This window comes from Cellulosimicrobium sp. GQ32 (assembly GCF_059758455.1).
The window spans coordinates 30,296-44,226 of record NZ_JCAXEP010000004.1 but is presented as its reverse complement, the minus strand read 5'-3'; the positions used below and the strand labels follow the sequence as shown (position 1 = coordinate 44,226).

General features: G+C 72.6%; 11 protein-coding genes. 7 read left to right on the top strand and 4 right to left on the bottom strand.

Going from position 1 to position 13,931, the window contains the following annotated elements; genetic code table 11:
• The first annotated feature begins 142 nt into the window (after nt 1–142).
• Nucleotides 143–724 carry a M15 family metallopeptidase gene (locus AC6CH9_RS08370; protein ID WP_498154465.1) on the top strand — a complete coding sequence of 194 codons (582 nt, stop codon included), beginning with the start codon at nt 143–145 and terminating at the stop codon, nt 722–724.
• A gap of 18 nt (nt 725–742) precedes the next feature.
• Here the strand turns inward: AC6CH9_RS08370 and AC6CH9_RS08365 are convergent, their stop codons facing one another.
• Nucleotides 743–1,696, bottom strand: coding sequence for an alpha/beta fold hydrolase (locus AC6CH9_RS08365; RefSeq protein WP_498154464.1), 954 nt, complete (start codon nt 1,694–1,696; stop codon nt 743–745).
• Nucleotides 1,697–1,809: 113 nt separating this feature from the next.
• On the opposite strand from AC6CH9_RS08365, the gene AC6CH9_RS08360 reads away from it, so the two are divergent.
• A complete protein-coding gene (locus AC6CH9_RS08360) occupies nt 1,810–2,781 on the top strand; it encodes a helix-turn-helix transcriptional regulator (protein WP_498154463.1) in 972 nt (323 codons plus the stop codon).
• 73 nt (nt 2,782–2,854) lie between these two features.
• On the top strand, nt 2,855–5,320 hold the full coding sequence (gene ligA / locus AC6CH9_RS08355) for an NAD-dependent DNA ligase LigA (RefSeq protein WP_498154462.1): 2,466 nt from the start codon (nt 2,855–2,857) through the stop codon (nt 5,318–5,320).
• Nucleotides 5,321–5,355: 35 nt separating this feature from the next.
• Here the strand turns inward: ligA and AC6CH9_RS08350 are convergent, their stop codons facing one another.
• From AC6CH9_RS08350 to AC6CH9_RS08340, 3 genes are all read right to left on the bottom strand, one after another.
• A complete protein-coding gene (locus AC6CH9_RS08350; protein WP_498154461.1) occupies nt 5,356–6,261 on the bottom strand; it encodes a dihydrodipicolinate synthase family protein in 906 nt (301 codons plus the stop codon).
• A 40-nt stretch (nt 6,262–6,301) separates the two neighbouring features.
• On the bottom strand, nt 6,302–6,967 hold the full coding sequence (locus AC6CH9_RS08345) for a ThuA domain-containing protein (RefSeq protein WP_498154460.1): 666 nt from the start codon (nt 6,965–6,967) through the stop codon (nt 6,302–6,304).
• 70 nt (nt 6,968–7,037) lie between these two features.
• Nucleotides 7,038–8,219 carry an ROK family protein gene (locus AC6CH9_RS08340; protein WP_498154459.1) on the bottom strand — a complete coding sequence of 394 codons (1,182 nt, stop codon included), beginning with the start codon at nt 8,217–8,219 and terminating at the stop codon, nt 7,038–7,040.
• A 408-nt stretch (nt 8,220–8,627) separates the two neighbouring features.
• On the opposite strand from AC6CH9_RS08340, the gene AC6CH9_RS08335 reads away from it, so the two are divergent.
• From AC6CH9_RS08335 to AC6CH9_RS08320, 4 genes are all read left to right on the top strand, one after another.
• Nucleotides 8,628–10,148 (top strand): sugar ABC transporter ATP-binding protein, encoded by a 1,521-nt coding sequence (locus AC6CH9_RS08335; protein ID WP_498154458.1) that lies wholly within the window; start codon nt 8,628–8,630, stop codon nt 10,146–10,148.
• Entirely contained in the window at nt 10,145–11,185 is a 1,041-nt protein-coding gene (locus AC6CH9_RS08330; RefSeq protein ID WP_498154457.1) for an ABC transporter permease, read from the top strand. The genes AC6CH9_RS08335 and AC6CH9_RS08330 overlap by 4 nt, the downstream gene beginning before the upstream one ends.
• Nucleotides 11,186–11,289: 104 nt before the next feature.
• Nucleotides 11,290–12,357: a substrate-binding domain-containing protein gene (locus AC6CH9_RS08325; protein WP_498154456.1), complete on the top strand. Its 1,068-nt coding sequence runs from the start codon at nt 11,290–11,292 to the stop codon at nt 12,355–12,357.
• Nucleotides 12,358–12,490: 133 nt separating this feature from the next.
• A complete protein-coding gene (locus AC6CH9_RS08320) occupies nt 12,491–13,663 on the top strand; it encodes a Gfo/Idh/MocA family protein (RefSeq protein ID WP_498154455.1) in 1,173 nt (390 codons plus the stop codon).
• The last annotated feature ends 268 nt before the right edge of the window (nt 13,664–13,931 follow it).

Sequence of the window (13,931 nt, the reverse complement as noted above, 5' to 3'; positions counted from 1 at the left end):
CCGCTGCGAGCCCTCCGCCCTGGGGCGGAGCGGCGTCGGGCCGGGGGCGGACCCCGCGTAGCGCGCGTGCGCCGGACGGCGGGGCCGAGGAGTCGCCGTCGGGCCGATGTGACGAGGGGCCGCGGCGGGCGAGCCTCGACGCATGACCACGACACCCCTGCGCCCCGTCCGCCCCGCCCGCCACGTCCCGGGTCGTCCCGGTCCCCGCCGCGTCGCCCGCGCCGTGGTCGGCGTCCTCGTCGTCGGCGCGCTCGGTGCGGCGGGGGCGTTCACGTACCTCACCGTGACGACGCGCGACGGCGGCGCCGTCGCCGACCCGTCGCCCACGCTGCGCCCGCAGACCGCGACCGGCCTCGACCCGGAGCTCGAGCGCCGCTTCGACGCGGCACGCGCCGCCGCGGACGCCGACGGCGTCGAGCTCACCCTCACGTCCGGGTGGCGCACCGCGGCCGAGCAGCAGGAGCTCGTGGACGCGGCGCTGGAGCGCTACGGAACGGCCGAGGAGGCGCACCGCTGGGTCCTGCCGCCCGAGTCGTCCGAGCACGTCGCGGGGCTCGCGATCGACGTCGGCCCGACCGACGGAGCGCTGTGGCTCGAGCAGCACGGCGCGGAGTTCGGCCTGTGCCGCACGTACGCGAACGAGCTGTGGCACTTCGAGGCCGCCACCGAGCCTGGCGGCACGTGCCCGCCGATGCACGACGACGCGTCCCACGGCTGGGGGTGACCGCCCGACTGCCGGGGGTCACGACCTGACGGCGTCCTCCTGTCGCCGGAGCCACGCGAGGATCAGGCGGGTGGTCTCCTCCGGCAGCTCCTGCTGGATCCAGTGGCCGCAGTCCAGCTCCACGACCTCGACGCGCGGGACGAACGCCTCGAGGTTCGGCGCCCTCATGACGGTGTCCCGTGCGCCGTAGACCATCAGTGCGGCCTGGCGGACGATCGGGTCGACCCCCTTCATCAGCTCCCAGTTGCGGTCCACGTTGCGGTACCAGTTCACACCGGGGGTGAATCCCGACGCCTCGAACGCGTCGACGAACACCGCCAGCTCGGCGTCGCCCAGCACCGGCTCGCCGCGCGGCGTCTCGGCGTGGGCGAGGTCGAGGAGCCACGTGCCCGATGCCGGCTCGGACGCGGGCTCGTCCTTGCGGTACAGGTTGCGCAGGAACCGGCGGGCGTTCGCGTCGAACAGGGCGTCCGCCACGCCGGGCCGGCGGTTGAAGTGGACGAAGTACGAGTCGCTGCCGACGACCGCCTCGATGAACGCGAGGGGCGGCACCTCGCCGCGCTCCAGGTACGGCACGCTGAGCGCGACCACCTGATGCACGCGGGTCGGGTGCAGCACGGCGGCGCTCCACACCACGTTCGCGCCCCAGTCGTGGCCCACGAACGTCGCGTCCTCGTACTCGTAGTGGTCCAGGAGCCCGACGAGGTCGCCGGTCAGGTGCACGACGTCGTAGTCGGACACCTCGGCGGGGCGGGACGACCTGCCGAAGCCGCGCTGGTTGGGGGCGATGACGTGGTAGCCCGCCTCGGCGAGCGCGGCCATCTGGTGTCGCCACGAGAAGGCCAGCTCGGGCCAGCCGTGGCAGAGGACGACGGGTCTGCCCGCGTTCTCCTGCCCCGCCTCGAAGACCTCGAGCTCGATGCCGTTGACGGCGACCATGGTCGGTTCCGGGAAGTCGATGGCGTGTGACACGGGTGTGGGTCCTTCCGGTGACGTGCCGATGCGCGCGGTGCGGCGCTCGATCGGTGCGACCGTAGGAGGCATCGCGGACAGGAGCGGTCCGCGGTGCGCGAGAGGCTGGGAGCATGTCGACGGATCCCACCGGCCGCGCGCTCACGCTGCTCTCGTTGCTCCAGACGCACCGGTTCTGGCCCTGTGCGGAGCTCGCCCGGAGACTCGACGTGACCGAGCGGACGGTGCGCCGCGACGTGGACCGTCTCCGGGGGCTCGGGTACCCCGTCGCCGCCACCGCGGGCAGGTACGGGGGCTATCGCCTCGAGTCGGGAGCGCACCTGCCGCCGCTCGTGGTCGACGACGACGAGACCGTCGCGCTCGCGGTCGGGCTCGGCTGCGCGGCGGTCGCCGCCGTCGACGGGATGGAGGAGACGTCGCTGCGTGCCTTCGCCAAGGTCGAGAGCCTGCTGCCGCACCGACTGCGCAGACGGGTGGCGGCGCTGCGCTCCAGCATCAGGCCCGTGGCGTCGCCGACCGACCAGGACCTGGTCGACCCGGGGTCGCTCAGCGTGCTCGCGGCCGCGTGCCGCGACCACGAGCTCGTGCGCTTCCCCTACCGCGCCGGCGACGGCACCCGCACCCGGCGCCTGGTCGAGCCGCACCGGCTCGTCGCCGCCGATCGCCGCTGGTACCTCGTCGCGTGGGACCGGGAACGTGACGACTGGCGCACCTTCCGCCTCGACCGGCTCGTACGTCCGCAGGCGACCGGGGGCCGCTTCGCGACCCGCGAGATCCCCTGTGGTGGCGCGGCCGCGTTCGTCGCCCACGTCCTCGGCGCGGTGCCCCGAGAACGGGTCGCCACCCTCGTCCTGGACGCCAGGCTCGACGACCTCGTCGAGGTGCTCCGGTGGGTGGACCACGACGTGGTCGACGCCGCGTCGGGGGCCGTGGTGGTCCGGATCCGTGGCGAGGACGTCGGGCGGCTGGCCCTGACGGCCGCACGGTTGGCTCTCAGCGTGCCCGTACGCGTGGTCGAGCCCGACGACCTCGCGGACGCCGTCGAGCGCCTCGGGGCTCACCTCGCGCACCGGAGTCGGCCCTGAGCGTGACGACCGCACCAGGCCGCGCCCGACGGGGAGGGCGGCGGATGTCGGCGGTCCGCGCGATGATGTGCGGGTGACCGAGAGCACCCCGGCGACGTCCGCCCCGACCCCCCCGACCGTGACCGACCAGGAGGTCCCCACGGCCGCGTCCGCCGCCGAGCTCGACGAGGCTGCCGCACAGCGGCGTTGGGCCGAGCTCGTCGCCCAGGTCGAGGCCGACCAGCGCGCGTACTACGAGGAGGACCAGCCCGTCTCCTCGGACGCCGAGTACGACGCCCGGATGCACGAGCTCCAGGCGCTCGAGGCCGCTCACCCCGCGCTCCAGTCGCCCGAGTCGCCCACCCAGCGCGTCGGTGGTCGTGCCGCCGCGGGGTTCGCGACGGTGCAGCACCTCGAGCCGATGCTCTCGCTCGACAACGCGTTCAGCGAGGAGGACCTCGCGGCGTGGGCGGCGCGCGTGCACCGCGACCTCGGCGTGGCCGCCGACGCGGAGGTGGGCTACCTGTGCGAGGTGAAGATCGACGGCCTCGCCATCGCCCTGCTCTACGAGAAGGGTCGGCTCGTGCGGGCCGCGACGCGCGGCGACGGGCGCACGGGCGAGGACGTCACGGCCAACGTCCGCACCATCTCGAGCATCCCGCAGCAGCTCGCGGGCGACCCGGCCACGCACCCGGACGTCATCGAGATCCGCGGCGAGGTCTTCATGGGCGTCGCGGACTTCGCCGCGCTCAACGAGAAGCTCGTCGCCGCCGGACAGGACCCGTACGCCAACCCGCGCAACACCGCGGCCGGCTCGCTGCGGCAGAAGGACCCGGCCGTCACGGCGAGCCGCAACCTGCGCATGTACGCCCACGGCGTCGGAGCGCTCCAGTGGGAGGCGGGCGAGCACGCCGAGCTCACCCGGCAGTCCGACGCCTACGACCTGTTCGAGCGGTGGGGCGTGCCCGTGTCGCCCCACAACCGGGTGGTGCACGGGCTCGACGAGGTGATGGAACGCATCGCCTACTTCGGCGAGCACCGCCACGACATCGAGCACGAACTCGACGGGATCGTCGTCAAGGTCGACGAGCTCGCGCTCCAGCGCCGGCTCGGGGCGACGAGCCGTGCGCCTCGGTGGGCCATCGCCTACAAGTACCCGCCCGAGGAGGTCAACACGCGCCTGCTCGCGATCCAGGTCGGCGTGGGGCGCACCGGTCGAGCGACCCCCTACGCCGTCATGGAGCCGGTCAAGGTCGCGGGCAGCACCGTGCGCCAGGCGACCCTCCACAACCAGGACGTCGTCCGGGCCAAGGGCGTGCGGATCGGCGACATGGTCGTGCTGCGCAAGGCCGGCGACGTCATCCCGGAGATACTCGGTCCCGTCGCGGCGCTCGCGGACGACGGCTACCCGCGCGAGGACTTCGTCATGCCGGCCGAGTGTCCCGAGTGCGGCACGCCCCTGCGCCCCATGAAGGAGGGCGACGTCGACCTGCGCTGCCCCAACGCCGAGTCCTGCCCCGCCCAGGTGCGCGGCCGGGTCGAGCACATCGGCTCGCGCGGCGGTCTCGACGTCGAGGCGCTCGGCGAGGTCACCGCCGCTGCGCTGACGCAGCCCTACGAGCCGGCCGAGCCCCCGCTGCGCACCGAGAAGAACCTCTTCGGGCTCACGGTGGAGCAGCTCGCGCCGATCAAGGTCGTCGTGCGCGACCCCGAGACCGGCCTGCCCCGGCCGTACGAGGGCGTGGGGGAGTCGGGCGAGGTCCCGATGTCCGACGGCTCCGTGCTGCTCGCCAAGGTCGTCCGGCCGTTCCAGAAGGTCGCCGCCCGGACCTACCCGCCCGGGTTCGAGGACGCGACGCCGGCCGAGCGTCGCGCCGCCGGGATCCGCAAGGACTACCCGGTGTACGGGCCGTCGAGCACGGCGCAGACCCTCGTCGACGAGCTGCGGCTCGCGAAGACGAAGGACCTCTGGCGCATCCTCGTGAGCCTCAACATCCGGCACGTCGGCCCGGTCGCGGCGCGCGCGCTCGCGGACTGGTTCGGGTCCCTGGACGCCATCGAGGAGGCGATCCGTGACGGGGGGCGGGAGGCGCTCGCGGCGGTCGAGGGCGTCGGGCCGGTCATCGCCGACGAGGTGATCGCGTGGCTCGAGGTCGGATGGCACCAGGAGATCGTCGAGCAGTGGAAGCGGGACGGGGTGCGGTTCTCCATCCCGGGACACCCCGGTCCGGGGGAACGCCAGGTGCCGACCGGGCCGCTCGCGGGGCTCACCGTCGTCGTCACGGGGTCGCTCGAGGGCTTCAGCCGCGACGGTGCCAAGGAGGCCGTGATCGCCGCCGGCGGCAAGTCTTCGGGGTCCGTCTCGAAGAAGACCGACTACGTGGTCGTCGGTGCGAACGCGGGCTCGAAGGAGACGAAGGCCCGCGACCTCGGCCTGGCTATCCTCGACGAGGAGGGCTTCGTCGCGCTGCTCGCCGGCGGGCCTGACGCCGTCGCGGACCGGGTCGGTGGCGACGCGTCCGGCGTCGGCGGCGAAGCACGTTCGGGCGCGGCCGGCTGAGCCGTCCGACTCGCCGCAGCGCCGCGGGGGGTGGGTCAGGGCGTCGACGGGCGTCGCGCCACGACCTCCCGCAGGCGCGCGACGCCGTCGGGCGGGACGGGCAGCGACGGGCCCCGCGGTGGAGCGGTCGGCACGCCGAGGAGGTTCGCGAGCGCGTGGAACCCGCTCACCGGGCGCAGCGAGGCCAGGACGTCCGTGAGGGCGCCCAGCCAGTTCACGACCTGGGCGTCGGGTGCCGTGCCCGCGGCCCGGGCGCGCCGGAGCGTCACGTACTCGGCGGGCACGAGCGCCGCGAGCCCGGTGTGCCAGGCGTCGGCCACCTCGGCGCCGCCGACGATCGCCGGGTCGCCGCTGAGCCCGACGCTCACGCCGAGCCCGTCGGTCGCCGCCCGGAGAGCGGCGACCCGACCGGCGGGTCGCGCAGGCGTGGACGCGGGGTCCTTGACGGCCGTGACCGTCGTGGTGCGCGCGAGCCGGGCGAGCGCCCCGGGCGTCACGTCGTACGCGGTCTGCACGCTGCGGTTGTAGTAGCAGACCGGCAGGTCGACGGCCGACGCCACGGTCTCGAACACGGCCACGACCTCGTCCTCGTCGAGCGGGAGGTAGGAGAACGGGGCGAGCACGAGCCCGTCCGCCCCGGCGTCCCGTGCCGCGCGGGCGCGCGCGACGACCTCGCGCGTGGACGCGCCGCTCACGGCGACGTGCACCGGGACGCGCGGCGCACCGGCCGCGGAGCCCGCCGCGACGGCGGCCCGCACGACGCCGTCGCGCTCCTCGGGCGTGAACGTCACCCCCGCGCCCGACGACGCGAGGACGACGACGCTGTCGACACCTGCCCGCGCGGCACCGCCCACGACGGCGGCCAGCGCGTCGAGGTCGGGTGCGTCGGCGGAGGTGAGCGGCGTGATCGGGTAGGCGAGGAGCCCGTGGAACGAGGTCACGCGCCGAGTGTAGGGAACGGGGTGCGGGGTGCGCCGTGGCTCAGCGGCTCGCCCAGAGGATCCCGCGCTCCACGATCGTGCGGACGGGCGGGACCTCGAGGTCGGCGAGCTGGTGGCCCGCCGCGCACACGAAGATGCGGCCGGCACCCCAGCGGCGCGTCCAGACGGCGGGGGAGACGATCGGCTCGTGCCAGGGGTCGCCGTCGCGCGGGACGATCGTCGTCGTCGCGAGGACCTCGTTGTACGAGTCGGCGAGCACCCAGTACTGCTCGGAGTGGAGCGCGATGGAGCTGATGCCGGCGACGATGGGGTGGTCCGCGTGCTCGGGGGCGATCTCGATCGTGTGGTCGATGAGGTCGTGCGCGTGGGCGGCGAACTGCCCGCCCACCATCTGGAGGTAGTCGGTCGCGAGCCGGAACGAGTCCACGATCCCGCCGTGCCAGCCGGCGAACCCGGTGCCGTTCGCGATCGCGGTGCGCAGCCCGCGCATCTCGTCGGGCAGGATCTCGCCCATCGTCCAGCACTGCACGACGAGGTCCAGGCTCGCCATGAAGTCCTCGTCGGCGTACGACTCCAACGATCCCTCGAGCGTCACGTCGTAGCCGGACGCCTCCAGGAACGGGACGAAAAGCTCCGCCGCCTCCTCGGGTGCGTGCCCGGGCCAACCGCCCCGGACCACGAGCGCTCGACGGTCCCGCTCGGTCATGACTCCTCCTCGTGCCTCGTCACACTCGTCACGCCCGCGTGTCGCGGGCAGCGGCCCCCGGCGACCGCGCTCAGGCGATGAGCGCGTCGATCGCTGCGGGCGAGAGTACGTGATCCACGGCCATGGCGCTCGCACCGAGCACGCCGGCCTGGCCCCGTGCCTGCGACGTGACGATGCGCAGGTGCTGCGTCGCGAGGGGGAGCGACCGCTGGTACACGATCTCGCGGATGCCCGCGATGAGGTGCTCGCCCGCCTCGGCGACGATGCCGCCGATGACGATGAGCGACGGGTTGAGGAGGCTCACGCACGCTGCGAGCACCGAGCCGATGTCGCGTCCGGCCTGGCGGACGGCCTGGCTCGCGGCGAGGTCCCCGCCACGGACGAGGGTGACGACGTCGGCGCTGTTCGTCGCGTCGAGGCCCGCGGCGGCGAGCGCGGCGGCGACCGCCTGGCCGCTCGCGACGGCCTCGAGACAGCCGACGTTCCCGCAGCGGCAGGGGACGTCGGCCGCGCTCGGGACGGCGACGTGGCCGATGTCGCCGGCGGCGCCCTGCGCGCCGCGTCGCAGCTCGCCGTCGGCGATGATGCCGGACCCGATGCCGGTGGCGACCTTGACGAACAGCATGTCGGTCACCGCGGGCCACGCGGTGCGGTGCTCGCCGAGCGCCATGATGTTCACGTCGTTGTCCACGAGGACCGACGCGTTGAACCGCTTCTGCAGGATCCCGGGGACGTCGACGTCGTCCCACGCGGGCATGATCGGCGGGTTGATGGGCCGGCCGGTCGAGTGCTCGACCGGTCCGGGCAGGCCGACGCCGACGCTCACGAGGTCGTCGAGGCTGCGCCCGGTCGTCGCGACGAGCTTCTCGCCCGTGTCCGCGACCCACGACAGGACGACCTCGGGGCCGTCGGCGATCGCGAGCGCGGCATCGGTCTCGGCGAGCACGTTGGACGCAAGGTCGGTCACGGCCAGACGGGCGTGGGTCGCGCCGAGGTCGACGGCGAGGACGATGCGCGCCTCAGGGCTGAAGGCGAAGGTCACGGGCGGTCGCCCGCCGGTCGAGCTCGCCTCTCCCGCGGGGGCGATGAGGCCCGCCGACATGAGGAGGTCGATCCGGGCGGCGATGGTGGATCGCGCCTGCCCCGTGATCGCTGCGAGGTCCGCGCGCGTGCGCGGCTGACCGTCCCGGAGCAGCTGGAACATGTCGCCGGCGCCGGTCGGGCGCGGCGCGAACTTCAGCAGTTCCTCCATGGGCACAGTGAATCACGGAGCCTCTCGTCGGTCGTCCGTACGTGCCGGACGAGTCATCGGCTTTTGCTTGACGATCGCCAAAAGGTACCCTACTGTCCCCTCCCAAGGCGACACGGACGTCGTCGGAAGTTGTGGAGACCCGAGGGCGGGCCTCCCGTCCGGGCGAAACCCGCCCCACGCGCTCGCGCAGACCCCCGCACCCAGGCCGACACCTCGGTGGTTCGGCACGTCAGTCGGCCGTCGTCCACTGTGTCGACCTGCCTGGGAATCGCGGTCCGCCCGTGGCGTGGGAGCGTTCCCTCGCCCTCGCGGCGCGTGTCCACTTTTGCTGGTAACGAAGTTGTAACAGCGGCAAAAGACCGCGATCTTATGATTGACCGTCGTCAAAAGGTCCGCTAGGTTCACCGCATGGTCACCGCAGACCCTCCCCAGCCGCTCCTGCAGATGCAGGGCATCGTCAAGGTCTTCCCGGGGGCTCGAGCGCTCGACGGCGTCGATCTCGAGATCCTCCCCGGCGAGGTCCACTGCCTCCTCGGGCAGAACGGCGCCGGCAAGTCCACCCTCATCAAGGTGCTCGCCGGTGCTCACCAGCCGACGGAAGGGCAGATCCTGCTCGACGGCGAGCCCATCACCATCTCCGACCCCGTCGCCGCGCTGCGGCACGGCGTCGCGACCATGTACCAGGAGCTCGACGTCGTCGACGGCCTGACCGTCGCGGAGAACGTCTACCTCGGGCACGAGCTCTCGACGCTCGGGTTCTCCCAGCGCCGCGAGGCCGTCCGCAAGACGCGAGAGCTGCTCAAGCGGCTCGGCCACGCGGAGATCTCGCCGACCAAGGAGGTCGAGCACCTGTCGGCCGCGGGCAAGCAGATCGTCTCGATGGCTCGGGCGCTCTCGCACGACGCGCGCGTCATCATCATGGACGAGCCGTCCGCGGTGCTCGACTCCGAGGAGGTGGGCAACCTCTTCCGCGTGGTCAAGGAGCTGACCAAGGCCGGGGTCGCGGTCGTCTACATCTCGCACCGTCTCGAGGAGATCCGCGAGATCGGCGACCGCATCACCGTCCTCAAGGACGGCCGGACCGTCGCGCAGAACCTCGCGGTCTCCGAGACGCCGACGGCGCAGCTCATCACGCTCATGACCGGGCGCTCCGTCGAGTACGTCTTCCCCGTCACGGACGGGCCGGCGGACGACGCGCCGGTCGTGCTCGACGTCGCGGGCCTCGGCCTGCGCGGCGTGTTCGAGGACGTGTCGCTCCAGGTGCGCGCCGGAGAGATCGTCGGACTCGCCGGTCTCGTGGGCGCGGGCCGTTCGGAGATCATCGAGACGATCTACGGCGCGCGTCGAGCGACCGCGGGCACGGTCACGGTCGACTCCAAGAAGCTCCGCGCCGGCTCCGTGGCCGCCGCGGTGGACGCCGGTATCGGCCTCGCGCCCGAGGAGCGCAAGAGCCAGGGACTGCTGCTCGACGAGCCGGTCTACCGCAACGTCACCCTGTCGACGTTCGCCCGCTTCGCGCGCGGCGGCTTCCTCGACGAGCGGGCCGAGCGGCGGGCCGCCAAGGAGCAGGCCGACTCGCTCGAGCTCCGTCCCGCGGGCGTCGACCGCGCGATCCGCACCCTGTCGGGCGGCAACCAGCAGAAGGCGATGCTCGCCCGATGGCTCGTCCACGGCTGCCGCGTCCTGCTCCTCGACGAGCCGACGCGCGGCGTCGACGTCGGCGCACGCGCCGAGATCTACGCACTCATCCGCAGGCTCGCCGACGAGGGTGCCGCCGTCGTCGTCGTGTCCAGCGAGATCCCCGAAGTCCTCGGCCTCGCCGACCGCGTCCTCGTCGTCTCCGAGGGTCGTGTCGTCCACGAGGGGCCCTCGAGCTCCATCGACGAGCACCAGGTGCTCGACATGGTCATGGAAGGAAGTGTCGCGTGAGCGAGCAGCAGGTGTCGGCGTCGGTGCCGACGGAGAAGCCGGGCGCCGACGAGTCGGCCCGAGTCGAGAAGGCCGCGAGCGAACGCCGCAAGAGTGGGTTCATGTCCGGCCCCGCAGGCCGGAACATCGGCCTCGTCGTCGCTCTGCTCCTCCTGTGCGTCGTGGGCTTCGCCACGGGCGGCGAGCGGTTCGCGAGCGTCAGCAACCTCATGACCATCCTCAGCCTGGGCGCGGTCCTCGGGGTGGTGAGCATCGGTATGACGTTCGTCATCACGACGGGCGGCATCGACCTGTCGGTGGGTTCCGTGCTCGGGCTGGCCTCGGTCTGGGCGACGACGCTGGCGACGCAGTCCTACGGCTGGGTCGTCATGGTGATCTGCGCGCTCGCCGTCGGCGTGGGTGCCGGTCTCATCAACGGCCTCATCATCGCCTACGGCAAGGTCGTGGCGTTCATCGCGACCCTCGCGATGCTGGTCGCCGCGCGAGGCCTCGCCGAGCTCATCGCCCAGAAGCGCACCCAGGTCGTCAAGGACTCCGCGTTCCTCGACCTGTTCAAGGGCAACCTCCTCGGCGTCCCGAAGATCGTCTGGATCTTCGCGCTCGTCGCCGTGCTCGGCTGGTTCCTCCTCAACCGCACGACGTTCGGGCGCCGCACGGTGGCCGTCGGCGGCAACCCCGAGGCGGCCCGCCTGGCCGGCATCAAGGTGCAGCGGCACCTCGTCTACGTGTACGCGCTGTCCGGCCTCACCGCCGGCATCGCGGCCATCATGATCCTCGCCCGCACCAGTGCGGGCTCCTCGACCAACGGCACGCTCCTCGAGCTCGACGCGATCGCCGCGGTCGTCGTCGGTGGCACGCTCCTCGCCGGCGGTCGCGGCACGATCGTCGGCACCGTCCTGGGCGTCCTCATCTTCACGACGCTCACCAACGTCTTCATCATCAACAACGTCGACAGCTCGGTCCAGGCCATCGCCAAGGGCGTGATCATCGTCGGCGCGGTGCTGCTCCAGCAGCGCCTGGCGCGGCGGACCACGTAGTCGCGCGACCCCGGCACCCCGGTCCAACCACAGCTCCGCACCATCCGGACCAGCACCCCGTTCCCCCGCAGTTCCTCCCGTAGGACAGCATCGAAGGAGATCCCATGTCCGCACGCACCACCCTCCGTCGTCGGTTCGCGATCGCGACCGTCTCCGCCGCATCGATCGCCCTGATCGCCACGGCCTGCACGTCGAACACCCCGACCACCGAGAACACCGCGGAGGGCGACGGCGGAGGCAGCAGCAACGAGGCCGTCTCCGACAACGACGCCCCCGGCGACCCGATCGTGATCGGTTTCTCGGCCCCCGCCGCCGACCACGGCTGGATGGGCGCCATCACGAGCGCGGCGGAGGCCGAGGCCGAGAAGTACGAGGACGTCGAGCTCCGTGTCGCCGACGGCACGAACGACGTGAACGTCCAGATCAGCCAGATCGAGGGCTTCATCAACGACGGCGTCGACGCGATCGTGCTGCTGCCGTTCGACGGTGCCGCGCTCACCGACGTCGCCACGCAGGCCATGGAGGCCGGGATCCCGGTCATCAACGTCGACCGCGAGTTCTCCAGCCCCTTCGCCGCCCGTACGACGGTGCTCGGCGACAACTACGGCATGGGCGTGAGCGCCGGTCAGTACATCTGCGAGCAGCTGGGCGACAACCCGGACGCCGTGGTCGCCGAGATCGCCGGCATCGACTCGCTGCCCCTCACGCAGGACCGCAGCCAGGGCTTCGCGGACGCGCTGTCCGACTGCGGCCTCGACGTCGACAACCGCGTCGCCGCGGACTTCACCGTCCAGGGCGGCGAGGCCGCGACGGCCAACCTCCTCCAGGCCGCGCCGCAGATCGACGCGATCTGGAACCACGACGACGACCAGGGTGTCGGCGTCCTCTCCGCGATCGAGAACGCGGGCCGCGACGAGTTCTTCATGGTCGGTGGTGCCGGCTCGGCGAACGTGATGGAGCACATCAAGGCCGGTGACTCGGTCCTCCAGGCGACGGTCATCTACCCGTCGACCCAGGCCGCGGACGGCATCAAGCTCGCCCGCCTCGTCGCGCACGAGAAGAACATGAGCGACCTCGCGTCGTCCGGCGTGCCGCGCACCGTCCAGCTCTTCGCGCCGGTCGTGACGAAGGACAACGTCGACCAGTACCTGCCCACGGCGTTCCAGTCCTGACGGACCGCTGACGCCCGTCGTCAGCACGCAGCAGGAAGCACGCGGACCACGTCCACGGTCCGCCCGGGAGAACCCGGCCGGACCGTGGACGTGCTCACGTCACGCGCACAAGAAGGCGCACGGAAGGAACGTCATGGCAGGAAACGACGGCGCGCAGCTCGGCGTCGGCATGGTCGGGTACTCGTTCATGGGGGCAGCGCACTCGCAGGCCTGGCGGACCGCCCCCCGGTTCTTCGACCTCCCCCTCGACCCGCGCATGCGGGTGCTCGGCGGCCGCAACCCGGAGGCGCTGGCCGCCGCCGCCCAGCGGCTCGGCTGGGAGTCCACGGAGACGAGCTGGCAGGCGCTCGTCGCGCGGGACGACGTCGACCTCGTCGACGTGTGCACGCCCGGCGACACGCACGCAGAGATCGCGATCGCGGCGCTCGAGGCGGGCAAGCACGTGCTGTGCGAGAAGCCGCTCGCCAACACGGTCGCCGAGGCCGAGAAGATGGTCGCGGTCGCCGAGGCCGCGGCCGCACGCGGGCAGGTCGCGATGGTGGGCTTCACCTACCGCCGCGTCCCGGCCATCCAGCTCGCGCGCCAGCTCGTCGCCGACGGGCGCATCGGGACCGTGCGCCACGTCCGCGCGCAGTACCTCCAGGACTGGATCGCGGACGAGAACGCGCCGCTGTCGTGGCGGCTCGACAAGTCGAAGGCGGGCAGCGGGGCCCTCGGCGACATCGGCGCCCACGTCATCGACCTCGCGCAGTTCATCACCGGCGAGAAGATCACGAGCGTCTCGGGGCTCCTCGAGACCTTCGTGAAGGAGCGTCCGGTCGCGACGGAGTTCGCGGGGCTGTCCGGCCAGGGCGGCACCGAGCGCGGGCCCGTCACCGTGGACGACGCGGCGGTGTTCCTCGCCCGGCTGTCCGGCGGCGGCATCGGGACGTTCGAGGCCACGCGCTTCGCCTACGGCCGCAAGAACGCGATCCGCCTCGAGATCAACGGCTCGAAGGGCTCGGTCGCGTTCGACTTCGAGGACATGAACGTCCTGCACTTCTTCGACGCCGCGGACGACGCGGCCGTCGCCGGCTTCCGGCGCATCGTCGTCACGGAGCCGGAGCACGCGTACGTCGCGCACTGGTGGCCCGCGGGCCACGGGCTCGGGTACGAGCACGCGTTCACGCACCAGGCGGTCGACCTCGTGGAGGGGATCGCCGCCGGGACGCACCCGGCACCGACCTTCGCGGACGGCCTCGTGGTGCAGCGCGTGCTCGACGCGGTCGAGCGGAGCGCGGCGTCAGGCGGCTGGGTCCAGCCGTAGTATCAGTCCGGGTCGGCCCGCGGGGCGGAGGGTCGACCCGGACACCGGACCGACGGTGTCGGCCGTTGCAGCGCAGCACGGCCGGCCGGGACCGGCTCGGAGGAAAGGAGGATGGGCGCGCAACGTTGGCGCACATTTAGTACGACGGGCAATCAAAATTGTCGGTCGAAAATCCCGGGACGGCGGCCGGCCGATGGCGGCACCCGGCGGAGCGCAGCACTGATTCCCCATCTCGACGAGGAGACCTTGTGAGAAACGTGCTAGGAGG